Here is a 23,247-nt window from a genome sequence, read left to right on the forward strand (position 1 = left end):
TTAACTGCGTGACGCGGCAATTTTAAAAATCACTAAAGAACGCCCAAGAGCATGTGTATTCTTTATGATTATCAATGACATAAAATTAACTTCATATGAAAATCACCAAAGTTCATATGAGTAAAAATGTCCCACTCATGCCCCAAACCGTCTCAAAAACAATTTTTTTGCCCCATCCATGCCCCATAGCTCTCTTCTGAAATGCTATATACCTAACCGTTGACACTGTACAAATAACCAGTATAAATTCTCTTTAAAAATACAGTGCATTTCCGGAGGTCTTTATGTTCGTTGAGCTGGTCTATGACAAGCGTAATGTTGATGGTTTGGTTGGCGGCAGAGAGATTATCCTGGCAGAGCTGACGAAGCGAGTGCACCAGATCTTCCCTGATGCCGAAGTGAGGGTGAAGCCGATGCAGGCGAACGGCTTGAATAGCGATGCCAGCAAAAGCGATCGGGAAAAGCTGAACCGCATGCTGGAGGAAATGTTTGAAGACGCAAATATGTGGCTGGTGAATGATTAGCAAAGCCCGTGTTCGCTTCGTGCATACCTTCAACTACGCAGACATGCACCACTACCCATCGTACTTTTCCGATATTGAACGGCACTTCATCTTAGTGGCGTTAAATAATAAGCACTTTTACTACTCACTGTTTTTGCGGTCACTCCAATAGATGCCCTTTTCAGTGCCGCATTAAATGCAACTAACGTTACCGGTCTTGGAGTTGTCTTGGTACGATGTGAATGGCTCTGAAACAAAAACACATCTTCAGGATACTTCTCCCTGCGGGAGTGGAGAATTCTTTTAACTCCTGGCTTAAGAGCAATGCATCTTTCCCTCAGTCCTTTTGTGGCTGAAAGAACAAGAATATCATGGCTCACATCATCAAACTTTGCCCCGAGAAGCTGTCCGGGCTTAGCCTGACTCAGATACAACATTGCCCAGAGATCTGACCATGTATCAGAAATATTCTCAAGATTCCGCTTGATAGCAATAAATTCAACTACGGTAAGCCCCCACATATCTCTCATCATTCCTTTCAGTAGATCCTCTTGTTACATGAAGCTTATGTACAAACAGAATCTTCATGGTTGTAACATTCAATATTCGAATTACCGAACAGTGCCCAGCAACCGTAGCTCATTTTTACATATGGCTGTCCGAAACATCAAACATCCTGCTCTCATACTAAGAATTTTTTGTTCTGAACGTTTGCAGTTCCGTATTGTCTAAATGAAAAGTTCATAAAAAAGGTTCAACATGGCAACGTTTATAATCGCAAGTACCGTAGTTGTTGCTCTTGGCTTGATAGTATTGAGCCTGATCAAAATTGGCATAAGCACATCGAATAACCCGGATGAATTTTAATGTGTTGAAGTTCGTGTAACGTCTTTATTTACTGGGAATTTTTTATATAGAGTACAAACGGCCACATCGTAAATGATCGCCACCTGCTTCCGATCCACTCCGTTTGCGATCAACCTGCCAGCCTGAGCCCATTGCTCAGGTGTTAGCTTTGGTCGTCTGCCTCCTATGCGCCCCTTCTCACGCGCTGCCGCTAATCCCGCCCTGGTACGCTCCACGATTAACTCCCTCTCCATTTCGGCCAGGGCCGACATGATGTGGAATATAAAACGCCCCATTGGGCTGGAAGTGTCGATGCTGTCCGTAAGGCTTTTGAAGTGGATGCCGCGCTGCCGGAGTTCGTCGACCAGCAGTACCAGGTTCCGCATGCTTCGCCCGAGGCGATCCAGCTTCCACACTACCAGCGTATCGCCCTCATTCAGCGTTCGAAGAAGCATTTTAAGCGCTGGCCGGTTCGCTACCGTCCCGCTCATTTTTTCCTCAAAAACCTGTTCACATCCTGCGCGTTCGAGAGCTTGTCGCTGGAGATCCGTATTTTGGTCATTTGTTGACACCCTTACGTAGCCAATTTGCATGTTTTTCACCCAATATTTTCTGCAAAAAATCAGGTGAAGTTATCGGCATGGATGCCGCAGGGCAATCTATAAAACGTCGCTTTGGGAAGTAGTGCTACCAGAGATGCGTATAGCTCGTCTGGAAAAATGTTATCCGAAGGAGATTTTGGGTTAGGCGGCGCAGCATTGCCGACTGGAAATGAACAGGCATGCGGATTTTACAGAGCAATAGCTGGTGCAAGTGGAAATCCTTTAAATAACTCAGGCGTTATTCTCAATTATCAGGTTTACGGCGCTAATGCATTCACAAGAATTGCCACTTCCTATGAGCTACCTGTTCCCAGGATTTTTGTATCAACAAAGGTGAACTCTACCTATTACCCATATTATGAATTTTACACCACGGGTAATACTACAAAGGCCAGCGATGGCACACTCAAAGCAGCGTCTCCAGTTGCCCGTATAGTGAAAAGTCAGGAAGAGTGTCAACGTGCAGACATCGACGAGGCTGGTTTTGCCTGGTGTGGCTGCGGTACGGCGAACGCCGAGGCTGAAGGGATAAAAATCTCGCGGCTGGATGTTGGGGTGTATGTTCTTATCGGCTCGGCAGGCCTGGCATCAGAAGGCTGGCAGTTACTGCCGCCAATGGACCCAGGCGGCATGGGAGAGCTTGGGATTGTTGAAGCAGAGCAGGCAGAAAGCGGTGGGCTGACTATCCGCCTGTTTAAGCGAAAATACATGCTGAGCGATGAAGGGGAGATCGTCAAAACAAAAGGGGAACCGATGGACGTGCCGGTGAACAGCTGGATCGATGTTCGCTTGGATATGCCTGATGATTCTGCCTTTAATCAGATGATCAATCAGAAACTTCAGCCATAGCTGCACGCTGATTCCAGATACTGTTTTGCGGCATCTCTACACGGACACTGACAAACTGATCGGCCGGAATATCGACCGGGTCGCCATCCGCCACACCATTTAATACGTTCCTCGCAAATGACGGCGCTGTAGAGTATTCCCGGTGGAATGTTTTTACCAGCACCGATCCGTCTGCATTTACCTCATAATCCAGCCAGATAAGCGGTTGTTTATTGCGGTCAGTTGGGATGTCGAAACCGCCATCAATACCACCCCAAGCGGCATCAGAGTTCAGACCCACACACCCTTCAATCAGATACTCACCGATAGCCTGGCGGGTTACAGTGCATCCTTGAGATTCATCGTTAAGCTGGCATGAACCATCCCCGAATAATTGTACAATCGGGGAGGCGGCCTTCAACGTGCCATCAGATGCCCGAGTCGTGTTCCCGGTGTGGTAAATCTGCATCCAGCCACTGTCGACACCATCAGCCATACTCATGAACTGAATAATCTTCCCGCTAAGGATCAGCGAAGAGAAGGACTGTTGCGCGGCAGAGGTCGCGCCACTCCCGATGTTCCGATCTGACAGTCGGATGCCTGAGCCATACATTCCAGGCCCTCCCGATGTTGTAGGGGTAACGTTACAGAAGCGAGTCCCCTTACTCTTGTCCCAGAGGTCAGAAATTACCGGAAGGTTTTTAGACCCCACACCAAATGCCCCTGGGGCCAGTACATCATTATCCCCTTCACCAGTGTTTTTAGTTGCCACATTTCCCAAACCGAGGTTTGTACGCGCCCCAGCAGCAGTCTTATCACCAGTCCCCCCCTGTGAAATACTTAGCGCTGTAGTCAGTCCTGAAAGGCTGGTAATGTCGCTGTTTGCCCCTTTCTTGGCTAGTGACTTCTGACCCGGCACCGTGACAGCCACGCCGTTAATCGTGATGGTGACGTCTGTGGTGCCGTTCATCACATCAGCAAAACCGCTCATATAACGCTGGTACATCGTGAACGTTTCAGCAATGTCCTGCGCCAGTCCATCCACGCTCAGGCTGTCGCTCAGCAAAATCGAATACTTTGTTCCCGCAGGGATTGCAGGATTTGCTGCTGGTGTCACGGAGAGACTGGTTGCCCCGCCGATGGAGGTGATCTGGAATACCTGCGGCGGGCTGGTCAGTGCGATGACGGTACAACCGTTACGAATTAACGAGCCAGCTGCAGTAAAGTTTGTTCCCGTACCTGTTAGGGTATTTCCGCTGATGGCAATAGTGCCAGTGGTATAAATCATATTTTCTCCAGGTAATAAAAAACCCCGCCATAGCGGGGCTCGTTAGTGGGGTTGTGTCAATACATTGCGGGGATGATGGGAATACTCATTCCGGTATATCTCTCACCGGTCACAGAATACTTGTCGGTCCATCGGGAACGGACACGGCCATTCCCACATTTTACCGAGTTCCCGCTCATCACCAGTCCCTTGGATCGCATGTTGCACCACCCGCTGGCTGTTGAAGAGTTGAAACCATAGCAGCCAAGCGCAATCATGCTGTTGCCAATATCGACCCAGCTATTGCCCGGTGAATAAAACTGATTTCGGAATATAAATGGACGGCGGGTGGTAGAGAAAGTGCACTGGCCAGCAGCGTTGATGAAATTTAATCCTCTTCCGGGTACAGGGGCCTGAACCGCAAAAATCGCAATATCGACATTCACAGAACGGGCAATATCGTCATAGCCCGTGTAATCCTGACGGGAGTAAATATTATTACCATCACATTCAAGCGTAGCTGCGCTGTCATTCCAGCGGGCAAAAACGAGCCCTTTGGCCGGAAGCGTGTAAGTACCATTTACATTGACCGTTCCACTGAAAACACAGGAAGCAACACGGCTGACATCAGTGATCGCAATAAAGTCTGTCGAATCCTCAATAAGCAAACCACGGTTTCCACTCTGCCCTGCGGGTAAAATCTGCCAGACTGTGCCGGGAAATGTTTTATCTTTCCCCCAGCCATCTGATGACCAGACACTCTGGGTCAGGGTTCCGTTTCCGTTATTGGTTATCCCATCGAGAACCATAATCGTTGTTATCAGATTCGGCGAGCGAGTCACATTCACAACCGAGTTTGATGGAATGAAAAAAGGGGTCGCTCCGGCAACATAGCCCTGAACAGTCATGGTCTGCTGGCCCCATGCCTCCACAGCCTCCCCACCATACGACGGACATTTCATTCCGGCAGTGATGGTCATTGCCGGACGCCCGTCATTCAAATCGATATAGAGTCCCCTGGCCATCAAAATTCTCCCAGAACAATGCGCCCACCATTCGACAAATTGACAGTGACACCGTTGTTATTGATCGTGACTCCTCCTGTTGAGTTGGTGAATCCGAACTGACCATTTTGGGCGTAAACCGCTCCACGCACAGTAACGTTATTGAAAACGGCATAACCCGATTTGTTGATGTGCCAGCCGACGTTTCCGGTTCCGTCCCATGTCGCGGACTGGATGTAGTTGCCAATTTTGCCATTACTGATGGTTCCGTCGCCGATAACGGTATCCCTGATAATGGTCTGCCCATTCTGTATAACGAACGGAAGCGTAACGGTCGCTCCGGCCTGGTGAGTAACGGCGAAGCGGTCAGCCAGGAAGATAACCTGCGACTGCATGCCGGACGGCGTATTCTCCACACCGATCCCCATCCCTGCCGCGTAATACTGACCATTGCTGGATAACCCGACCTTGATACTGTACATCGCCTTTAGGTCCCCGTTAACGTTCGCGATAGCCTGAGCGTTAGTGGTAATGGCTGACGTATGCCCGTTGATGGTCGCCGTGATTCCGTTTATCTGCGTGGCCGTGGCCTGCTGGTAATCGGAGAACGTCTGGTTCAGGCTGTTGATGGATGCCTTGTTGCCGTTGACTTCCGCCTGCACACTCAGCAGTGAACGCGCTGTTGCCTCCCTGTCGCTTGCCATAACATTATCAATTCGATCGATGCTGGCCTTGCTGTCACCGTACTGCGCGCTGAGTCTCACCTGCTGATCAACCTGCGCCAGCGTACTCGTTATTAGCGCGATGGAGTTACTCTGAATGCCGCCGCTGGCAGTATCTGTCCTTGCTCCCAGTTCCTCCAGACGAGATGCCATTGATGAAGTCGTGTCGGTGACAACCTGTCGCAACGTGGTGATATCAGCGGTATTTTGCGAGCTGGCTTGTTCGGCCGCATCTGCCTTGCCCGAGGCGGCATCAGCTTTACCCGAAGCCGACTCTGCTTTATCAGAAATGACCTGAGTACTCGCAGTAAGCTGGTCGACAGCTGTCGCCCTCGCCTGCGTTTCATCTGACAGAGCCTGCCTTACCTCGGTAATTCCCGCCTCGTTCTGCTCAGTTTTTGCCTCAAGACGAGTAACATCCGTGACGCGAGCCTCAGTCTCAGTGGCGATCACCTCCCGGAGCTGTTCGAAGGTCGCAGAGTTAGCGCCCTGCTGGGCTGTCTGCCGCACGACAACATCAGCAATAGCAAGCGCGTTGCCGATGATTGCTTCTGCTGTCTGCTTATTCGATCCAACCGCCGCTGCAAGACCGTTTGCATTCTCTTTGATTGCATCAGCCAGTTCTGCGAACTTTTCACTGCTCTCCACCGCGTTCTCGATCAGGTCTTTGAACGTATCGGAGCCTTTCATGTCCTCCAGGATTGCATCGGTGATATCGGATACATCGATGCTGGCCTGTCCGCGCACAAAGTCTGTATACCCTGATTCGTTTCCGCTGCGGTCCACCAGCTGCGCGCGGTACCAGAAAATTTGCCCAGCCTTAAGGCCCATCTGCTGATACTTGCGCTGCGGATAGGGTACGTCTGCCAGCAGCATCGCATCGTCTTCCGTCCCGGTCAGGCTGTACTGAATTTCCGTCTTCAGCGTGTCGTCGGTGTTCGCCGGGAATCCCCAGCTAAGCTCGATACCGAAAACCACATTATCAGAAGCGATGAAGCCGACCGGTTTCGGCGGATTGCCCACTTTACCCGTAAGATTTACTTCTGATGATGTCACCCATACTGATGAAACGTCGCTGGCGTTCACCGCCCTGACACGGACCAGATAGCGACCCGAGTAGATACCCTGCACTTCAAAGCCGAGAGAAGACGTTCGGGGCACACTAATCCAGTTGCCGCTGTCACGCCGCCATTCCGCCTCGTACGCAACTGCACCCTGAACAGAATCCCAGGCAACGCGCATAGTGGTAATCGCAATGTTCTGGTTAACCGTAGAGTAACTGTCTACGACAATATTTCCTGGGGGAGCCTGAACCCCCGGTGGAATGACACTGACTGGCCGCTCGTCCAGTCTTGCGCCGGTATCAACAGCGGAATAGATATCAGGGTTGTAAGTCGTCCCGGTGACCTCGAAAGTGCCGTCGTTGTTGTCCCGCGTTCCCGTAACACGGAAAAGCGCTATATACAGATCGTCAGAATCCACACCCCAGTTACATTCAGCCTCCGGCGTTTCGCTGTAGGGTGTGGTGACAGTGACTGTGTTTCCCTTAACGGCCTGGACGGTTCTGGCCTGAGCTATTCCTGATGGCAGGTTCAAAAACAACCGGTTACCGGCTTTCACATCAGCGGCGCGATCGAGGGTTATGTTGCGGCCGTTAACCGTACTCACCCTGCCGCCGATAGTTCTTCCGGCAAGCTCATTAGCGGCCACGCCGATCACTTCCCCGACAGGGGGAACGTCCATGCCTGTGCTGAAAGTCACCACCTCGCCAATACCGTTAGTAAGCAGCGCCCAGCGCCCCCGACGGTTTGCCTCTGACTGCCTGGTGCAGCCGATTGCGGTCATTTCGAGCTGACGATAATCGAAGCGCATGGCCAGATCGTTATCGTAAACAGGCTCAGGCGTATCTTTATAGTGGTTGGCCGGGTCTGACCAGTTCACCAGTGCGGCGGTGTTTCGGGTGGTTTCACTCGGGTCCGCAAAGGTAAATTTACCCTCAACCACGCTGGCGTGGTTATAGATATGCCACACATCACGGGGCATATCGGCGAGGACATACATCTTATTGTCGCCCCAGTACGTCATACCGCGAAAAATACCTGCCAAATCACGGAGTACGGTCCAGGCGTCATTACGGTCCTGGATATAGACGTTGCAACGAAAACGCGGCTCCGTCCCGCTGCCGCCCTTTCCGTCTGGTACCAGCTGATCGCAATACTGGGCGATGCGATAAAGCTCCCATTTGTCTATCTGTGTCGCGTCGATTCTTTGACCCAGCCCGAAACGCTCGTTCAGAATGATGTCGTAATAAATCCAGGCGGGGTTATCCGTCCATGCCCATTTAAAAACACCTTCCCATGTACCAGAGTAAGTGCGGGTTTCAGGATCGTAGGTATCAGGTACACGGATGATTCTCCCCTTCGGATTGCACACAACCTGAGGAATACCATTAGGGAACTGCTTTGCGTCAAACTCTACATACAGCAGCGCTGTGTTAACGTAGCGAAGTTTGGCGTCAATAATTTCAGTTACAGCTACAACGCGCATGGAGTCAACTATATTCACGCTCGTGGAATCCGGCGTGATTCTGCGAACCCGTAACTGCCAGCCAGTCGAGGCTTTTGGAAGATTAACGCGGTGACTACGCTCATAAAGCGACGTAGTTTTGTCATCGACAGCACCGTTAACCACCGTTTCATACGGCCCGCCATCGACCGAAAGATCGATAGCATACTCGACGCGGGTGCCGACTTTGTCGCCGTTGTTTTTCTGGAGCAAAAGAGTTGGCCAACCCAGGCGAATTCGCAGCGCAGAGAGCTGCGTGTTGGATACCGCTCGCACGTATGGAACAGCCTGTTTCAGCTCATATGAAACCTGAAGTTCGTTTTCAATGCCGGGGAAGCCCTGAATATAGTCCTGGTCCTGAGTGCCGGAACGGAACTCGTATTTTACATTATTGAAGTTATAACTTCCGTCGGCGTTCTGAAGGGGCGTATACGAAGATGAGTCACCAAGAAAGATGTTTTTAGCATCAAGCCCGCCAGCGAACTCACCCTCTCCAAGAGCAATCAGTACCTTTGCCCTGGCAATGGACTGAATGCTGTCCGGTGCTTCAACAGGCGTTCGGGTCTGATTGCTGCCACCTTTACCGTGGCCTTTGATGATCGTCGTTGTCATATTTCGCCCATTAAAAAGCCACCTTAAGGTGGCTACTGTTTGAATATCAGGATGTTGATTCCTTACAGCCCTGGGTATGTTGATACTTTGCTGTAGTTACTAAATAAAACTTTCGTCTGGATCAAATAGGTTAAGGAAAGTGAAATGATTGTCGTGTCATCCTTTGAAATAACGGAATCCGGAAGACGTTCCCAACCATGGGGTGCAACCGAAGGACATCAGTATAAAGCGGGGAAATACTATAATTTTAGAGAGCACCCCGAACTCATCACTACACATTTAGAAGACTTTGTAGAGCACGCAGACCAAATATCGGTACAAAATTTTTACGATTTTATTAGATGGATAAACGGTCCAGGAAGTGCCCTGGAAAGCACTGACTGTATGCTCTCTGGAGAACCTAAGGATGATCCATCAGCAGCCTTATTCAGGTGTACACATGGAATAACAGGCCGCTTCGAATTTTTCCTTCGACAGATAGAAATGAATGCAAACAAAGAAGCAATCATATGGGTTTACGATAAATTATCGATATACCTTCAGATAGAAAGGTCCGATTTTAGAAAAGGCTCCTTCCGCATCAGCCCCCTCATAACGGACTACATCACCCCCGACGGGAACAAGTTGACCGGGCACAGATTCTGTATCTATTTCCAGGCTTACGGGAATGGCATCCAAGATGCCTGGCTCTCGCTTGAAACAATGTTTGATAGTCTCGTGAAAACCACAAAACGGCTGAACTCTGAAATCATCAGTGGCCAGGCTGTACCGCTGTAAAAATAGCTGTTTATCCATAACATCTCTCCGGCCTCAGGGATGAGGCTTATTGCTGATCTTCTGCATATATCCCGGCGGAGATAATAGCGCCGCCTATTTCTCGCTGACCATAAAGCAAAGGAACGGGATTACCGGAAGCTGTCGTATTAACGGGACCACCAAACGCATAGGAAGGTTTGTTATCAGGATCTTGCCGCATTCGCAGACCTGAGACCTGAGGAGAGAGCATTTGCACTACACCGCCAACGGCCATCGCGGCACCTACGGAAAACATTAGGTTACTTGCTGCAATACTAACTCCTGGCATCCATATGGCCGCAGCCACCAAAGCCGTTCCGAGCAATGCCTGGAAAACTCCCGCTCTTTTGCTTCCCCTTATTACAGGGATTATTCTCAGTTCATCACCTGGGCCCAGGAGCTCAAACTCTTCGTGTCCGATATTGCGGCGATCCCGGAAAATAACAAAATCCAGTCCCTTTGCCCGAGCTTCACGCAGATAAGCATCAAAGCCGTCAATGGTGTTAGAAAGCGCCCTGAACACTTCGCTGGCAGACGTTAGTGCGCGGCGATGTGTCCTGCCAAATCGCTGAGCCATTGAGCCGCTGAGTTTGATAACGGTTTTTCTTTCCATTACATCAAATCCTTATAACGCAGAATTTTGATGGTACGGTCACGATAATAGCCGCCGTAAGGAATGCGCTGGCTTAGCTGACCGTACATGTGGTGCAGCAGCATGTTGCCTTCCAGCAGAATACCCGCATGGTTCGGGACGGTGGACTGTACCTGCATGATAACCATGTCACCTGGCTGAGCGGGACCGTCGTATTCACGGAAACCGCATTCCTGCCAGTTATCCATATAGAGGTTTTCACCCTGCTCCCACCAGTGGCGATCTACGCTGTAGTTTGGCAGTTCAATGCCGTGCTCGATGCGGAAATAGTCCATGATGAGAGACCAGCAGTCTGCATACCCGAGTACAAACTGGCGCCCTGTGAGGGGACGGTCTCCGCGAGGCATGACGGTGCGAATGTCGCCCTCCGGCCACGATGCAATAATCCAGGGCAGTTCCGTGGCATCACACATCAGCATGTCGAGCTCGCTCGGCTGAGTTGTTGCCCCGTCGCCGGGATGGCTGTGGACGATCGCCACCACAGTGCCTTGCTCTTCGGCGGCCGCATAATCCTCAGGATTAAGTTCAAATTGCTCAGTCGGCGACTCAGCATTATTTTTGCAGGGGATGTATTTCTCCACCCGCCCCTTCTGAATAACCACGCCACAGCACTCCTCGGGGAAGGATGCGGCGGCATGCGCCAGAATGGCGCTAACTGTTTTGTCGCGCATGATTATCCTCTCAGAAGTGAAGCGCCGGGGAACCCGCCATAATCCAGCTGTTCATTCTCTCCGAAGCGAGGTTTACAGCCCGTTGACAGCAATCCGGAGCAAACATCCTGTGAAGGGTCGTCCACCCGGTTGCCGTCTTTATCGAACCAGCCGTTTTGCCCGGCGTAGGTGCAGCCGTTCCCTGTTTTGTACCAGCCCCGCATGCACCACGTGCACATTGGCTGAATTTGCCGAGTCGGAATGAGTTGCCCGCGCAAATCGGCTGGACTGGAAAGCTCAAACTCTACGGTTTCATCGTCTGATCCTGATTTACGGTCGATGTAATAAACCTGTTTGCGCTCCTCGTTGGGATTCGCAGTTGGGTTCCCGTCAGGAAAATTTCTTGCGTCCAGGTAGTGGGCGAAGGTGTCATGGATGATCACCTTTGCCTTAGCCATCCCCTGAAATCTTCGGCACAGCGCGCCAATCGTGCCGCTGATGTTTGCAACGGTGAGAGACGGCCGTGAACTCTGGCCGTCACTGCTGACAGATATGCCGGTCAGTTCATACGGCCACGCGCCATACTCCTGCCCCTGCCACCACACCGACTTCGGCTCAAGTTTTGACTCGTCGCCGCCTGCGGCGATGATTTCCGCCTCGGTATGGGGGATTGTCTCGTTGTGAAAGCGAAGAATACCCGCACCGAACGCTGAGCCGTCCACCTCGATCAGGCGGACGCGCTTACCCGGTTCCAGTTTCTGGACATCAGATGAAATACTCATGGATGGTATGCCTGTATGAATGTGCTGCTGAGGGTGTATTTTTTGTTGCCGTGGGTAGATATCTGGAAGGATTCCGCGCGCCATAAACCTGAAGGCTCAAGCGGCGGCTTCCAGATAAATGACTTCCACCCTGTATGTCTGTTCAGAAAGTTTTTAATGGCCTGAATGTAAGCCTCGTCGCCGGTAAAGCTCACGCTCCACTGAGGTGTTACCGGGTTGATGCCGTCCCCGGCCACCTGTGTATAGCCATCGCCAAACTGCGCCTTTCGGGTACGAAAACTTGTATCAACCTGAGAGGCAACCTTTGGGCACCAGCTGAAGGTTTCGACTGCCATGGTTAAACTCCCTTGATTAATCGCCACAGAGGCGAGCCCGGCATGCTGGCCTGTTCGTTAATGACACCAGTGATGGCATCCTTAAGCTGCCTGCCTGCTGCTCCGGCAGTACCCTGACTGGATGCCTGTGGAGATCCGCCCTGAATATTGATATCGCCGAAGTTAACTGAAGGCACACCGCCAGAGACCTGCGGCATCCCCACTGCGCGAACGGCAAGATCACCATTAGGTGCCCGCGTGAGGGGCATGATTGCTTCAGGACCTGCCTCGCCGAAAATCCCTGCGCCTTTGGCAAAAGCAAACAGCTGAGGCGTCTGGAAAACGCCATTGCTGTAAGCGCTCAGGGACGGAGAGTCGTAAACGTTACCCTTCGCATTAAATGTGAAGTTCGCGCCAGCATTCTGAATAGCGGTACCGCTGCTGGCGGTTGCGGCTGACGAGGCACCAAAACTGAACAGTGATCCAATTGAGCTGACGCCATTAGCAACAGCCATGTTCACCAGAACGTTCTGAATAATCTTCAGTACGCTCACGCCCCAGTCCTTCCAGCTGTCAACGTTGCCATTGAGCATGTCGGTGATCGTGGTGACCGCGCCACCCATAGCCTGCTTCATGCCGTCAGCGGCCATGGAAGAATAATCAGTAGCTTCGTCCACCCAGTTCGCATAACCCTCAGACAGTCCCGTCATCCAGTCGTCACGCTGCGCATCAGAAGCTGCGTAATATCCCTCCTGGTCGCGCAGGCGCTCTTCGAGATAGCGCTTATTGAGTGCCAGCCCCTGCTGATAGAACGTCTCGTCGATTTCACCAGCCTGGCGCTGGCGAAGAAGATCGGTATTCTTCTGCTCGAACTCCTTACGCAGGTTGAACTGCTCCTGAAGTCTTTCCCGGAACCGGGTACCCTGCCCGTAACCAAGCAGTTGCGCTTCATTAGCTGCGCGGGCGCTGGCGTTACTGTCGGCAAGGTTGGCTTCGTAATTTCGCAGTTGCTCACGCAATTTAACCTGGTCAATCAGCGCTGCATTCTGCAATACCGTCTTTTTCTGGGCTTCCGTCAGAGAAGCAAGTTCGCCCTGGCTGACCTGATATTTAACCTTCGCCAGTTCAGTATTCTGACCTTGCAGGGCGATCTGCTCTTTTTGCTGCTTGATAAGGCGCTTATACACATCCTCTGTTTTCTCTCCTTCGGTTTTACCGCCCTTCGCCTTGGGTTTGTTGGCCTCATTATTCCGCCATTCAGCCAGACCGTTATTAATCAACTCCTGACGTCCAGTCTGGAATTGTGGATCACTGGTTAACCCCAGGTCATCGGCTGCATAACTCAGCCGCAGGCGCTCTTTGGCCTCCCCCTTCAGGCGTGACAACTCCAGATCCCGGCGGCTCTTTTCGATGGCATCGGTTTGCTTTTTGTCGAGGTCTGCCTGCGGGAGTCTGAGCGGGACGTTAGCCAGCCCCTGGCGAGCCATGAGAAGTTGATTGCCCAAACCAAGAAGTTTATTAAATTCAGTATGCTGCCCATTCATCATAATTAGTGACTGATATACAGCATTCTGACGCCAGGCTTGCTCACGTATCAAATCGTTACGACGCCGCTCTATTTCTTCGAGGGCCTGCTGAATTCCGCGAGACTTATCTCGCATATCATTCAATTTTCCCTCTTCAACCGCGAGTTGATCAGTAACAATCGCGATAGCGCTTAAAATATTGGCATCGTTCTCGCTGGTAATGCCCGGCTTACCACGGGAGGCATTAAGATCGTCAATTTGAGACTTCAGGTCACCAACCTTCCTTGCTTGCTCATCAATCAGACGATTTTGCTCGACAAGGGCTCCAACAGTCCTACCACGGTTGTCATCCGTTTCCGATAAGGACATGCGAGATGTTTTCTCTCTAATCTCGTCAATTTGACTGGCATACTCCTGTGCAGAACGACGAGCCTGCTCCTGATTCTGATACATCGCATACCAGGCGCCTGCTCCCAGCATCACCAGCCCAGGCACGCCACCAATCAAGCCAAGCGCACCACTCATCAGCCGAGTACCGACAGATGTTACGCTATTGAGATTGCTCTGAGTCGAAACGCGGTTTGCAAGGTTCCGGCTTAAGGAGGCCTGTGTCGCGGCCAAACGCCTTTCTGCAACAGCCTGGGCATCGGCGTTTTTTGCGGCCACCAGCCCTGCCTGTGCACGTTCAAGCGCAGTTCTGGCTCTGACTTTTTCCGTAGCGGTGCCAGTTGCAAGAGCAGTAGTCAGCCTGGCTTGAGCTGCTGTAACCTTTGCTTCCGCTGCCGCAATTTTCTCTTGCTGAGCAGCTTGGACATCTGCGCTTCGTGAACGCTGAACAGCTTGCTGGGCTCGATAAACTTCAGCCCTTGAAGCTGCAACAGCAGACTGAGCCGCTTTATCCTGCGCAACAGCAAGTGCGACCTCTGACTTAGCCGCAGAAATTAGCGCGCCGGTTGCGCTCGTGGCGCTAGTTACTACTCCACTGAGATACCTTGCCAGCCCAACACCAACAAGCGCACCCGCCACTGTTGTGATCGTGGACATATTGTCTGCAACATCACTCAGTGCGCCACTTACTGCCGATGATGTAAATGAATCAAGCGTTTGGGCAACCCCGTCCAGGCCACCAGATAGCGCATCGGTAGCACCTGTAGCCTGGTTGACACCGCCAACCCATGCCATGAACGAGTTTGTGACTTTTTGCAGGGATCCGGAAACTGTTTGCGGCATGCTGGCAAACTCACCCTGTAATGAGCCCAGCTGGCTCATTAATGCAGGTACAACCTTATCAATCGTAAGTTGCCCCTGGTCAGCCATGCTCTTCAGGTCTTTTCTGGCCACGCCCATTCCGGCGGCAAGTGCGCGAATAACACGATCACCTGCTTCGTTAACGGCGTTGAATTCTTCACCACGAAGAACGCCTTGTGCGAGCGCCTGACTGAACTGAGTGATAACAGAACTCGCCTCCTGAGTGTTAGCCCCAGAAAGCTTAAGACCGGTAGAGACAGCTTCTGTAATTTTCAGAACTTCGTCAGAGCTATAACCGTACTCGCGCATTGAGGCAGCTGCGCGAGAAAAAAGGTTTGCGTTATCTGAAAATGCCGTGCCGGTTCTTTGGCTTATTTCCATTAACTGCCGCTGAGAGGCAGCAAAATCATCAGCAGAAGATGAGGCCTGCTTTAGACGAGCGTTTACTGAATTCCACTCATCGGCAATCTGAACAAGTTTACCTGTCGCAAAGGCAGCTGTAGCAGCGGCTGCTGCTCTCCCTACTGATGCAAATCCATCAGTCAAATCGGATAGAGCCCTTTCGCTCTCACGGGCGGCGGCGGCGGCCTGTCGTCCACCATTTTGCATGGTACGGTAATAGTCTTGCCCCATACGTGAGGCGCGGGAAATTTCCGTCTGGAATGACTGCGAGTTAGCGGAAATTTTGATTATTAATTCGCGTAAGGTTGCCATCACATTTCTCCAGGCGAAAAAAACCCCGCCGGAGCGAGGTTTAATTTGTTGCTGCTGTGCCGGGTGCCTCCCGGTGAGTCCTCCAGTCAAAGAACTCGCGATCTCGTTTACGTTTCTCATCAGAGAAATTTGACTGTACGCCCATCCGCATAGGTGGATTCACAGCAGCAACATTATGCTAACTTAGGAGTTCGTATCTGACAAACTCATTTTGAACAAGTATTGGATTTGAAATTATTGGCTGCGACCCACTGCCAGTTAAACGGATAACCAGCTCGATACTGAGTTTGTTCAACCACCTTACGAATGCCATAAATTTGCACCGTTGTTTCTTGTCCGCCAACCATGGCCACACCAGAACAAATAGGGTCCTGTTTATCAAGCAGGCCGGCACAACCTGAAAGCACGCTAGAGATACCCAGGGCCAAAATAAATCGTTTCATTGCACATCCTCTTAGTTTTTTCTCAGATTAACAGCAATTTATTTTGGATTAAACTCGTGTTAAAGCAGGCTCGGGATTGTAATCACCAAATTTCTTTAGCCAGAGAGTAAAAAGAATGTTCTTACTGTGTCGCAGCTGTAAGTGCAGCCTCAAGTCCTGCAAACGGGTCTTTTGTTGCTGATTGCTCGTCACCACCCCAGCGCAGGATCGCATCGTCCAGCGGTACTTTTGCCCCCTGTGATCCGTAGATGGCAGAGACGAGCTGGGCGGCCTGAATGTCCCCGCGAATATCGCCAACCGGACTTTGCCTGTCGAACTCAATCCACATCAGAAGCTCGCTTGCCGTCATGTTCTGCCGTAGTTCTGATAGCGTGCGCCCCATCCGGAGCGCAAGCGACATCAGAAACTTTATGCCGGGGGTTGAGACTTTTCCCGCGCTTCGTCCGCGTTGTTAATCAGGTCAAGCGCCTGTTTGAGCAGGCGTGAGTGTACGGGTCCGTAGATTTCACGCACCTGCTCTTCTTCGTCTACGCTGAATACCGGTTGCTTATCGGTGTCGCACAGGACGTCAATGAAGAGCACCACGTCAGCGCAAAGATTACGGTGTGCCTTTTCCGATACCGACACATTTTCATCATCAGCACCCGCTTTCACCACCTCCTGCCAGCGCAGCCAGGCTTCTCCAGACGGCTCACGGAGAACCACTTTGACGCCTTCCCACTCAGGAACGGCGACCGTCTTATGACGAAATCCCGACATCTTAGCCAGGGCGAGATTTTTAATATTCTTCATGCGACCTCTCAGGAGCCAGACTCGATGTTTTCAGGCTTACCTTTCAGGCGCAGGGAGAACGTTGCCGCCACTACGCCGTTGGTACCTGAAGACCAGGTGTGCTGGCGGATTTCAGCCAGGAACTTAAAGCCCTTGCCGGACGGGAAGATAACCTGGAAAGCGTAGGTCGTATCGTTGTCATAGGCCTCACGCAAGGCGTCCTGCGCCGGATTCTTGTAGAAGTTGCCGGACAGAGAGATTTCTGACGGAGAAGGCAGGCCGTTGATGTTCTCCTGCTCGGTAGAGCAAAGTGTTGTTACGTCGATATCCTGCTTCTGACCACCGGTGAACTGAATTTCTTTGATGGTGCAACTCAGATCGAGGAAGGTTGCGGAATCCATCGTTTCTTTGGTGGCTGGCAGGGAGGAAATAAGGATCTTCGTCAGCTGCGATTTTTCATAAAGTGCAGACATAGCTGTCTCCTGGAAAAAGAAAACCCGCCATCAGGCGGGTTCGTTGGGTGAATTAATTGTCAGGGGGTAACTTTAAAATCCAGGGTGACACGGTAGAGCCGATAATCTGGCTCGTACCCGGGGATTTTTACCACCTCTGTAGGGGTTAACGGCTCAAGCGAAGCGAGCACCAAATCTCTCAGGGATCGTGATTCAGCGATCGAAGTGGAATACACATCGACCTGAACGGAAACCCTGCTCTCTGCCTGGCCACACAGTACGTCAGCGGAAACATCATCGACGATGGAAAAGATAATCCAGGGTGGAGAGACAGACGGTTTCCCGTCACTACCTAATGGCGCAACATAGGGGTATACCCGTCCTTCTGCCAGGGAAGAAAGCAAGGCGTAGATATTATCTTCATTCACTTGCTCAATACCTCATCAATAGCCTGATTCATCCTGGCAATGGCGACGCTGGCGGCCTCTTCCTCGCGAGTATCGTAAGCGGGTCGCACAAACGGATGTGCAGGCATGTTCGCGGTGCCCAGCTCAACGAATCGCCAGTAAAAGGCGTTTCTCGGGTTATTCGCCTTCATCGTGTTATCGCTGTTTCCGGTGCGCAGGTTAACGCCACGAATATGGACGCCGGAAGAAATCTCCCCGCGGCGGCGGCTTTTTTGGGTAACAACCACCACGTTTTTTTTCAGTTTTCCGGTGCGTACCGGTGCACGTGCGATCACTTCGTCCTTAAGCACCTCCGCACCGGCGCGCGTGGCATCACGAAGAACCTTATTGTTTTCAGCGCGGCTAAGCGCCTCCAGATCCTTTGCGATGTCATTCAGGCCGGAAAAATCGAGGCTCGTCTCAATCATTTTTCAGCTCCCAGCTTGCACAATATCTCCAGGCGTTCCCCCTTTTCATCGGGTATTGGCGGGCCTATAACGTTAAGGGTTTTGCCTCGGTATGGCCCACTCTGAACCTTTAGCCTGGATGCCGCTGTTATAGTTTCTCCAGATTTTCCGCGAACCCATACCCTGACATCAGCCTGAGCAATTTCGGCACCGGCCGCCATTAATTCTCTTCCGCTCCGACCTCTGATATCTGCGCGGATGGTTTCACAATCTACCCATGTTTCAACAGGCTGGCCTGATTTGTCACGAATATGTACGGGGTTTTGTATCACAATAATTTGTATGAGCTTACCAGCGGATATAGCCATGAATGCCCTCAAATAATTGTTGGAAGACGAAGGTCATGAATCAAAAACGACACAGAAAATGGAAGCTCCCCATGCAGTAAATCTTCCTTGTCAGCCAGATCAGGGTTTCGGTACAGCATGCCCACCAGACGCATCGTAGCAGCCTTCATCCGGCTTAACGCTTCACCTTCGATTAACTTTCCTGTCTCATCAACAACCTTGTCACGGCTTCCCTGTATAAAAGCCAGTAACACAGAACTGGCTTCCTGAATTTTTTCCTTAAGCGGCCCGTCGTCAGCATCATGATCAATGTGCAGGTGATCCTTAATCTCAGCCAGCGTCACAAGTTCAATCACGTTTTATCCCTCCCGTCGCGGCCACGCTTAGCTGCCAGCGTCCAGCCTTTCGAGCCAGCCTCACCCGGCTTGTCCTGCGTCCGTTCGTCGCAGTGCCACAGGGAGCCGCCCCATGTAACCGTGTCGCCAGGCAGATATTCCTGACCGGATTTGAATACGCCCTGATAAATCATTACAGGCACGTCAAAGGATTTGGTTTCACTGGTGCCACTGGTGCGGTTAACCTTCAGGGTGAAGCAACGCTGCTCTGATTGCTGAATATCAATACCCGCCACGCCATCAACAAGACACTCCCAGCCTCGCATGCCATGGGTTTTCTCGTAAGCGCGCCACAGGCCGCCGTTATGCGTTGCATAGCTGCCACGCGGATAGCTTTTCTCTTCATCAATAAAGGGGAGAATTTCAAGAGCCAGCGCGTCCCGACCATCTGCGCCATCCTTACCCGGTTCAGCGGCTGGCATTGTGGATACCGCATCGCTTACGGCCTGCTCAACGAGCTGTTTAAGCATGGAAGGGTCAAAATCCTTACCATCCTTCGGCGTAGGAATTTCTGCCACGGCATTCCTGACCAGCTCCTGAATCATCGGCTGGACGTCTTCAGGCGTGACGCTTTTACCGTCGCGCGGTGCCGGGATTGCAGCTACCGCATCGCTGACCATAGTGGCAATATCCGGCAATCCTGGTGCTGTCGGCGCAGGTAAATGAGCGATGGCCGCCTTTACCATGCTCTCAATGTCGGGATCGGGCGCATTGCTGATTTCTTCAACCTGCTTTGCGAGCCTCAATAGCTTTTCTTCATATTCCTCTCGCTGCGCCTGAAGGTTTTTACTGAAGCTGTCACGCATTTCAGCGAGAACCTGACCAAATTCCTCACCCAGCACCTTTATCAGGGATAGTTCGCGTTCGTTCATTTTGTAAGAAATCCTCTGATCATGGCTTTGGCCGCCGATTGCTCGGCGTCGGTTAAAGCCTTTCCTTCATTCCCGGAGGTTGAAGACTGTGACGAACTGCTTTTACCGAAGGGATCATCCGAAGCATCACGGCGCGCCAGCGCCTCAAGGCTAAAATTCTGCTGCTGTAGGTAAAGAGAATCACCGCCGGCCAGCGGGGGAAGGTTCTCACTTTTTCGCGCTTCGTTTGGTGTGAGGATGGTATTTTTCACCCCCTCGCCCAGGGATTTGATACGGCGTTCACTGTCCATACGCAGCAGCGCATTAACGTCAAACTCAGTTCCTGTATCGCCTTCAAGCTCAAACGCTTCATCCAGCAGCAATTCGATGGATTCAATCAGGGACTGAAGACACTGCGAGTAATACTGCTGATCCTGCGCCTCAATATTGTCATGTGTCGGCAGCTCACCGATGCCAACCTTATAAGCTGGCACGTGAAACACGGAACAGACAATCTGCGCGGTCATGCGGAGCTGTTCGACAGTCTGCGCATCAGCAGCTGAGACCGTACGGGGAACATATTTCGCACCATTGCTCAGAATGGCGGTTTTACCCGCATTTTCCCCGGTATAACCAGTATCCCAGTTTTCTTTGATCTTCCTGGCGTTCTCTTCCGTAATCGAGCCCGGAACCTCGATAACACCGCTGGGTTTCCCACCATTGCGGAAAAAGTACGCCGAGCTTTCCTGAATATGGTGACCCTGCATTGCAGCCAGACCAGCAGCATAAATCGGGGAAAGACCAATAAGGGGATGGAACAGACAGTTGAACCTATCGTGAATAACCTCTCGTGCCGGTACTGTCACAGTTGAATCAATGCCCGCCATGTTATCCGGGTTGATCTGGTAGAAGACAGATCCATCATCAGCCACCAGCGGCGTAACCTTGTTCCAGTCCAGCAGCCTCAGCTCAGTTATTTCACCGCGATTGTTCCGGATCTTGAGCGCAACGGTATTGCCTTCGCACAGCTTGGAATTCAGCCAGTGCTCAAAGAACTGGATGCGATTCTGAAAGGCATTTGGCCTGGAATACAGCGCGGCTATCTTCCCGGTTTTAATTTCCCTCCGAACGCCGTTTGAATCCTGTTTCATCAGGCGCGGAGGCATTTTAGCGATATCACTTGCGATCAGAGATATGCAGGAAAACACAGCATAATAGGAGAGAACCGTTTTGGGTCTAATTTCCATGTTCTGCTGCCACGCCCCGGCGAAGGGTTCATGGACATAACTGAACATTGGCGTCCAGCCGCCACGGCTGACAGGCTGCTGTAGATTTTTGATTTGCCCCTCTTTTCTTCGGAAAGGATTCCACATTAACCGTTCTCCGCTTTACGCTTGTTCTTCCTCACCCCGGTAGTTACCTCGGTGAAATATTCAGCCTTACCGAGCAGCACCAGCACCCTTGCGCACCGATCGTCCACGGCCTTTATGTCTCCCGCAATTGAGTCATGGGTGCGTTGCAGATATCTGATTTTTGCCATGTTAATGGCGGGGATTCCCCCGCCCTCCTTCGGTAATTAGCTGCCTGCGCCAGCGCCGTAGTTGACGCCGGAAATCACCGCTACTGCGGCAGTACGGCGACGCTTCCAGTTGATCCAGCGCTCGGCACGAATAGCCACGCTGTTCGTCTGGAACATGGAAACCAGCTCGGTACCAGTTGGTGTAATGCTGTCACCAGCCGGATCGCTTTCCATTTCCAGAGACGCTTCGCGGGACATATCGACCGCCACGCCACCATCATCAGCGAGGTAGATATCCGGTGCGTTTACCAGCACCAGCTGGTTGCCAACGTACTGAGAGACAATCACTGGAAGGCCCTGGAAAGTACCGCCCAGTAGGGTCATTTCCGGGTACTCCTTCTGGCCCAGCGCATTCTTGCGCATGGACAGTGCCAGTGCCGTAGTGCTGGACATCAGCCAGACAGCACCGTTCGGCTGAAGGTTGGCCGCAACAAACACGCCAAATGCCGCAGCCGCGTCGTCATCCGGGTTTCCGGTAGACGGGACGGCGGTAATGCCGTTGGTAATGGACGCCGGAGAGACGTTGGCAACCTCAGATTTTGATGGGCTGATGAAGTCCGTATCAAGACGGGCAATGACCGCTTCTGCCAGCGCATTACGCACCAGTGCATCAGCTGCCGGATTGGAGAATCGGATCAGCTCATCGGTCAGCACCGCAATGGCTGCGACTTTGGCGAAGCTGAACGTTATGGACTCAAAGTCGAATTTGGTCAGCGGCTTGGCCTTACCCTGACCTACCCAGCTTGCAGATCCGCCGGAAGTTTGTGCCGGAATGCGAATGTTGAACGGGACCTGACGCAGGGCAGGAATACCACCCTGACCGAAACGACCGATAATGGTCTGCGGGCGGAGGAATTCAACAAAATCATTTGCGTATTCCTGATACTCCACCAGCGCACCAGCCCACTGAGGATCGGTCGTTGTGCCAGCACCAACAGCGGCTTTCAGCACATGGTGAAGTTTCGCATCATCCGGGTACTGCTTACGTGCAATTTCCAGCGCTTCAGAACGGCTGCCGTTTGCCGCCGCCAGTGCCTTGGCAAAACGGGCAAAGGCGATACCTTTCTCCAGATTTTGCTCAACGCGAATGATCCCCGGCGCGTTTGCCTTAACGGTGGTGACTTCGCCATTGGCAGTTTTTGTTACCGGTTTAGCCGTGGCTGCAATGCTGGCTTCCATATCACGAAGACGTTTCAGGTGTTCGTCTACAGATTTGATCTCAGAAGAAACGTTGTCATAGCTTTCAGTTTCTTCAGCATCGAGGGTACGGCCTTCATCGAATGCTTTGCTCATGATGTCACTTTGTGAAGCTGCCAGCGCCGCACGCTTATTTTCAAAACTTTTGATCTGTATTTGTATATCTATTTTATTATGTTCTTTTGCAATGACTTAGCAGTAACGGTTTGGCCTTATGGTCCCCGTTCTAGTCCTTGTGCATCGGGCTTACGAATAGAAAGTAGATAGCAGAATTTTAGGGTTAAGCTTGTTAATGCCGTTCCACTGGAAGGCCCCACATGAGCAAGGCCCACCGACAATGTTGAAGTCTACAGGCAAGCCATCGCCATTTTCCCCCATGGATTTCCCAATCCGGCTGTGAAAGCGTGCATTTTCACCTCTGAACCTTCGCCATCAGCATTAACAAGGGCAACAACTGACGCACCAACGTCAGAAACAGATACCACTATCCTGTAGCCCGTTTCTGTCTCCACCGTTGTAGCTGAGGGATTGAGATCTGACATCTTAGGAGCCAAACAGCGAACCACCTCAACTGGTTTTTTAGAGCTTTTGCCAGCGAAAATTGGAGGCTTACTTGTAATCGTGTCAACTGAACAACCAGCCAGCAAAATAGATGCAACGAATAAGGAAATTATCTTTCTCACTTCATCCCCTACTTAATATTTTAAGGCGTCCGCATAACCGTTATGC

At 51.6% G+C, this 23,247-nt stretch carries 25 protein-coding genes and 2 pseudogenes; 4 read left to right on the forward strand and 23 right to left on the reverse strand.

Annotated features, from left to right (window positions below):
* Positions 1-284 precede the first annotated feature (284 nt).
* Positions 285-524, forward strand: coding sequence for a DinI family protein (locus CKK19_RS10395; RefSeq protein ID WP_045338776.1), 240 nt, complete (start codon positions 285-287; stop codon positions 522-524).
* 86 nt (positions 525-610) lie between these two features.
* On the opposite strand, the gene CKK19_RS10400 is transcribed toward CKK19_RS10395, so the two are convergent.
* The gene (locus CKK19_RS10400; RefSeq protein ID WP_123921704.1) at positions 611-1,036 is read right to left on the reverse strand and encodes a hypothetical protein; all 426 of its coding nucleotides are present in this window, start codon (positions 1,034-1,036) and stop codon (positions 611-613) included.
* 226 nt (positions 1,037-1,262) lie between these two features.
* Between CKK19_RS10400 and CKK19_RS25410 the strand changes: the two genes are divergently transcribed.
* Positions 1,263-1,370: a YnaM/YnfT family protein gene (locus CKK19_RS25410; RefSeq protein ID WP_350223618.1), complete on the forward strand. Its 108-nt coding sequence runs from the start codon at positions 1,263-1,265 to the stop codon at positions 1,368-1,370.
* Here CKK19_RS25410 and CKK19_RS10405 read toward each other — a convergent pair.
* A complete protein-coding gene (locus tag CKK19_RS10405; RefSeq protein ID WP_213388285.1) occupies positions 1,367-1,942 on the reverse strand; it encodes a recombinase family protein in 576 nt (191 codons plus the stop codon). The two genes, CKK19_RS25410 and CKK19_RS10405, sit on opposite strands and share 4 nt — an antisense overlap.
* 126 nt (positions 1,943-2,068) lie before the next feature.
* On the opposite strand from CKK19_RS10405, the gene CKK19_RS10410 reads away from it, so the two are divergent.
* A complete protein-coding gene (locus CKK19_RS10410; RefSeq protein WP_225455116.1) occupies positions 2,069-2,800 on the forward strand; it encodes a hypothetical protein in 732 nt (243 codons plus the stop codon).
* On the opposite strand, the gene CKK19_RS10415 is transcribed toward CKK19_RS10410, so the two are convergent.
* From CKK19_RS10415 to CKK19_RS10425, 3 genes are read right to left on the reverse strand one after another with little or no spacing between them, the layout of a single operon-like run.
* Positions 2,778-4,067, reverse strand: a complete 1,290-nt coding sequence (locus CKK19_RS10415) for a phage tail protein (protein WP_225455117.1) — start codon at positions 4,065-4,067, stop codon at positions 2,778-2,780. The genes CKK19_RS10410 and CKK19_RS10415 overlap by 23 nt on opposite strands.
* A 56-nt stretch (positions 4,068-4,123) precedes the next feature.
* Positions 4,124-5,071 carry a DUF6453 family protein gene (locus tag CKK19_RS10420; RefSeq protein ID WP_054829852.1) on the reverse strand — a complete coding sequence of 316 codons (948 nt, stop codon included), beginning with the start codon at positions 5,069-5,071 and terminating at the stop codon, positions 4,124-4,126.
* The gene (locus tag CKK19_RS10425) at positions 5,071-8,949 is read right to left on the reverse strand and encodes a phage tail protein (protein ID WP_225455118.1); all 3,879 of its coding nucleotides are present in this window, start codon (positions 8,947-8,949) and stop codon (positions 5,071-5,073) included. Before CKK19_RS10425 ends, CKK19_RS10420 begins: the two co-directional genes overlap by 1 nt.
* A gap of 144 nt (positions 8,950-9,093) precedes the next feature.
* Between CKK19_RS10425 and CKK19_RS10430 the strand changes: the two genes are divergently transcribed.
* Positions 9,094-9,726 carry a hypothetical protein gene (locus CKK19_RS10430; protein WP_044703935.1) on the forward strand — a complete coding sequence of 211 codons (633 nt, stop codon included), beginning with the start codon at positions 9,094-9,096 and terminating at the stop codon, positions 9,724-9,726.
* Between the two features lie 46 nt (positions 9,727-9,772).
* On the opposite strand, the gene CKK19_RS10435 is transcribed toward CKK19_RS10430, so the two are convergent.
* The 18 genes and pseudogenes from CKK19_RS10435 to CKK19_RS10520 all read right to left on the reverse strand — a co-directional run bounded on the left by CKK19_RS10435 (position 9,773) and on the right by CKK19_RS10520 (position 23,201).
* Positions 9,773-10,357 carry a tail assembly protein gene (locus tag CKK19_RS10435; RefSeq protein ID WP_045357639.1) on the reverse strand — a complete coding sequence of 195 codons (585 nt, stop codon included), beginning with the start codon at positions 10,355-10,357 and terminating at the stop codon, positions 9,773-9,775.
* Entirely contained in the window at positions 10,357-11,067 is a 711-nt protein-coding gene (locus CKK19_RS10440; RefSeq protein ID WP_049019483.1) for a C40 family peptidase, read from the reverse strand. Before CKK19_RS10440 ends, CKK19_RS10435 begins: the two co-directional genes overlap by 1 nt.
* A 2-nt stretch (positions 11,068-11,069) precedes the next feature.
* A complete protein-coding gene (locus CKK19_RS10445; protein WP_006809150.1) occupies positions 11,070-11,828 on the reverse strand; it encodes a phage minor tail protein L in 759 nt (252 codons plus the stop codon).
* A complete protein-coding gene (locus CKK19_RS10450) occupies positions 11,825-12,163 on the reverse strand; it encodes a phage tail protein (RefSeq protein WP_022648882.1) in 339 nt (112 codons plus the stop codon). The genes CKK19_RS10445 and CKK19_RS10450 overlap by 4 nt, the downstream gene beginning before the upstream one ends.
* Before the next feature lie 2 nt (positions 12,164-12,165).
* Entirely contained in the window at positions 12,166-15,630 is a 3,465-nt protein-coding gene (locus CKK19_RS10455) for a phage tail tape measure protein (protein WP_058691911.1), read from the reverse strand.
* Positions 15,631-15,836: 206 nt separating this feature from the next.
* Positions 15,837-16,073, reverse strand: coding sequence for a cor protein (locus tag CKK19_RS10460; protein WP_042863304.1), 237 nt, complete (start codon positions 16,071-16,073; stop codon positions 15,837-15,839).
* A gap of 121 nt (positions 16,074-16,194) precedes the next feature.
* Positions 16,195-16,473 (reverse strand): DUF4035 domain-containing protein, encoded by a 279-nt coding sequence (locus tag CKK19_RS10465; protein WP_058691912.1) that lies wholly within the window; start codon positions 16,471-16,473, stop codon positions 16,195-16,197.
* Between the two features lie 8 nt (positions 16,474-16,481).
* Positions 16,482-16,865, reverse strand: coding sequence for a phage tail assembly chaperone (locus CKK19_RS10470; protein WP_001549114.1), 384 nt, complete (start codon positions 16,863-16,865; stop codon positions 16,482-16,484).
* A 32-nt stretch (positions 16,866-16,897) separates the two neighbouring features.
* A pseudogene (locus CKK19_RS10475) lies at positions 16,898-17,317 on the reverse strand (phage tail tube protein); the annotation flags it as partial.
* Positions 17,318-17,376: 59 nt separating this feature from the next.
* Entirely contained in the window at positions 17,377-17,724 is a 348-nt protein-coding gene (locus tag CKK19_RS10480; RefSeq protein ID WP_063922089.1) for a DUF3168 domain-containing protein, read from the reverse strand.
* Entirely contained in the window at positions 17,721-18,170 is a 450-nt protein-coding gene (locus tag CKK19_RS10485) for an HK97-gp10 family putative phage morphogenesis protein (protein ID WP_022648887.1), read from the reverse strand. The genes CKK19_RS10480 and CKK19_RS10485 overlap by 4 nt, the downstream gene beginning before the upstream one ends.
* Complete coding sequence (locus CKK19_RS10490) at positions 18,167-18,517, reverse strand: phage head closure protein (protein WP_032648717.1); 351 nt, start codon at positions 18,515-18,517, stop codon at positions 18,167-18,169. The genes CKK19_RS10485 and CKK19_RS10490 overlap by 4 nt, the downstream gene beginning before the upstream one ends.
* Before the next feature lie 8 nt (positions 18,518-18,525).
* The gene (locus CKK19_RS10495) at positions 18,526-18,852 is read right to left on the reverse strand and encodes a head-tail connector protein (protein WP_032648721.1); all 327 of its coding nucleotides are present in this window, start codon (positions 18,850-18,852) and stop codon (positions 18,526-18,528) included.
* A complete protein-coding gene (locus CKK19_RS10500; RefSeq protein WP_032648723.1) occupies positions 18,849-19,763 on the reverse strand; it encodes a phage portal protein in 915 nt (304 codons plus the stop codon). The genes CKK19_RS10495 and CKK19_RS10500 overlap by 4 nt, the downstream gene beginning before the upstream one ends.
* Positions 19,760-21,115, reverse strand: a complete 1,356-nt coding sequence (locus CKK19_RS10505) for a phage portal protein (protein ID WP_032668515.1) — start codon at positions 21,113-21,115, stop codon at positions 19,760-19,762. The genes CKK19_RS10500 and CKK19_RS10505 overlap by 4 nt, the downstream gene beginning before the upstream one ends.
* Positions 21,115-21,282, reverse strand: coding sequence for a hypothetical protein (locus CKK19_RS10510; RefSeq protein WP_086623572.1), 168 nt, complete (start codon positions 21,280-21,282; stop codon positions 21,115-21,117). Before CKK19_RS10510 ends, CKK19_RS10505 begins: the two co-directional genes overlap by 1 nt.
* A gap of 36 nt (positions 21,283-21,318) precedes the next feature.
* Positions 21,319-22,680 (reverse strand): annotated as a pseudogene (locus tag CKK19_RS10515) (phage major capsid protein); the annotation flags it as partial.
* 185 nt (positions 22,681-22,865) lie between these two features.
* The gene (locus CKK19_RS10520) at positions 22,866-23,201 is read right to left on the reverse strand and encodes a lipoprotein (RefSeq protein WP_225455119.1); all 336 of its coding nucleotides are present in this window, start codon (positions 23,199-23,201) and stop codon (positions 22,866-22,868) included.
* Positions 23,202-23,247: the final 46 nt, after the last annotated feature.

The organism is Enterobacter sp. CCUG 70166 (genome assembly GCF_020224095.1).
Taxonomy (GTDB): Bacteria; Pseudomonadota; Gammaproteobacteria; order Enterobacterales; family Enterobacteriaceae; genus Enterobacter; species Enterobacter intestinihominis.

What these genes read in the sequence shown, in the direction of transcription:
- CKK19_RS10395 (WP_045338776.1), top strand. Translation starts at nt 285, where the DNA reads ATGTTCGTTGAGCTGGTCTATGACAAGCGTAATGTTGATGGTTTGGTT.
- CKK19_RS10400 (WP_123921704.1), bottom strand. Translation starts at nt 1,036, where the DNA reads ATGATGAGAGATATGTGGGGGCTTACCGTAGTTGAATTTATTGCTATC.
- CKK19_RS25410 (WP_350223618.1), top strand. Translation starts at nt 1,263, where the DNA reads ATGGCAACGTTTATAATCGCAAGTACCGTAGTTGTTGCTCTTGGCTTG.
- CKK19_RS10405 (WP_213388285.1), bottom strand. Translation starts at nt 1,942, where the DNA reads ATGCAAATTGGCTACGTAAGGGTGTCAACAAATGACCAAAATACGGAT.
- CKK19_RS10410 (WP_225455116.1), top strand. Translation starts at nt 2,069, where the DNA reads ATGTTATCCGAAGGAGATTTTGGGTTAGGCGGCGCAGCATTGCCGACT.
- CKK19_RS10415 (WP_225455117.1), bottom strand. Translation starts at nt 4,067, where the DNA reads ATGATTTATACCACTGGCACTATTGCCATCAGCGGAAATACCCTAACA.
- CKK19_RS10420 (WP_054829852.1), bottom strand. Translation starts at nt 5,071, where the DNA reads ATGGCCAGGGGACTCTATATCGATTTGAATGACGGGCGTCCGGCAATG.
- CKK19_RS10425 (WP_225455118.1), bottom strand. Translation starts at nt 8,949, where the DNA reads ATGACAACGACGATCATCAAAGGCCACGGTAAAGGTGGCAGCAATCAG.
- CKK19_RS10430 (WP_044703935.1), top strand. Translation starts at nt 9,094, where the DNA reads ATGATTGTCGTGTCATCCTTTGAAATAACGGAATCCGGAAGACGTTCC.
- CKK19_RS10435 (WP_045357639.1), bottom strand. Translation starts at nt 10,357, where the DNA reads ATGGAAAGAAAAACCGTTATCAAACTCAGCGGCTCAATGGCTCAGCGA.
- CKK19_RS10440 (WP_049019483.1), bottom strand. Translation starts at nt 11,067, where the DNA reads ATGCGCGACAAAACAGTTAGCGCCATTCTGGCGCATGCCGCCGCATCC.
- CKK19_RS10445 (WP_006809150.1), bottom strand. Translation starts at nt 11,828, where the DNA reads ATGAGTATTTCATCTGATGTCCAGAAACTGGAACCGGGTAAGCGCGTC.
- CKK19_RS10450 (WP_022648882.1), bottom strand. Translation starts at nt 12,163, where the DNA reads ATGGCAGTCGAAACCTTCAGCTGGTGCCCAAAGGTTGCCTCTCAGGTT.
- CKK19_RS10455 (WP_058691911.1), bottom strand. Translation starts at nt 15,630, where the DNA reads ATGGCAACCTTACGCGAATTAATAATCAAAATTTCCGCTAACTCGCAG.
- CKK19_RS10460 (WP_042863304.1), bottom strand. Translation starts at nt 16,073, where the DNA reads ATGAAACGATTTATTTTGGCCCTGGGTATCTCTAGCGTGCTTTCAGGT.
- CKK19_RS10465 (WP_058691912.1), bottom strand. Translation starts at nt 16,473, where the DNA reads ATGTCGCTTGCGCTCCGGATGGGGCGCACGCTATCAGAACTACGGCAG.
- CKK19_RS10470 (WP_001549114.1), bottom strand. Translation starts at nt 16,865, where the DNA reads ATGAAGAATATTAAAAATCTCGCCCTGGCTAAGATGTCGGGATTTCGT.
- CKK19_RS10485 (WP_022648887.1), bottom strand. Translation starts at nt 18,170, where the DNA reads ATGATTGAGACGAGCCTCGATTTTTCCGGCCTGAATGACATCGCAAAG.
- CKK19_RS10490 (WP_032648717.1), bottom strand. Translation starts at nt 18,517, where the DNA reads ATGGCTATATCCGCTGGTAAGCTCATACAAATTATTGTGATACAAAAC.
- CKK19_RS10500 (WP_032648723.1), bottom strand. Translation starts at nt 19,763, where the DNA reads ATGAACGAACGCGAACTATCCCTGATAAAGGTGCTGGGTGAGGAATTT.
- CKK19_RS10505 (WP_032668515.1), bottom strand. Translation starts at nt 21,115, where the DNA reads ATGTGGAATCCTTTCCGAAGAAAAGAGGGGCAAATCAAAAATCTACAG.
- CKK19_RS10510 (WP_086623572.1), bottom strand. Translation starts at nt 21,282, where the DNA reads ATGGCAAAAATCAGATATCTGCAACGCACCCATGACTCAATTGCGGGA.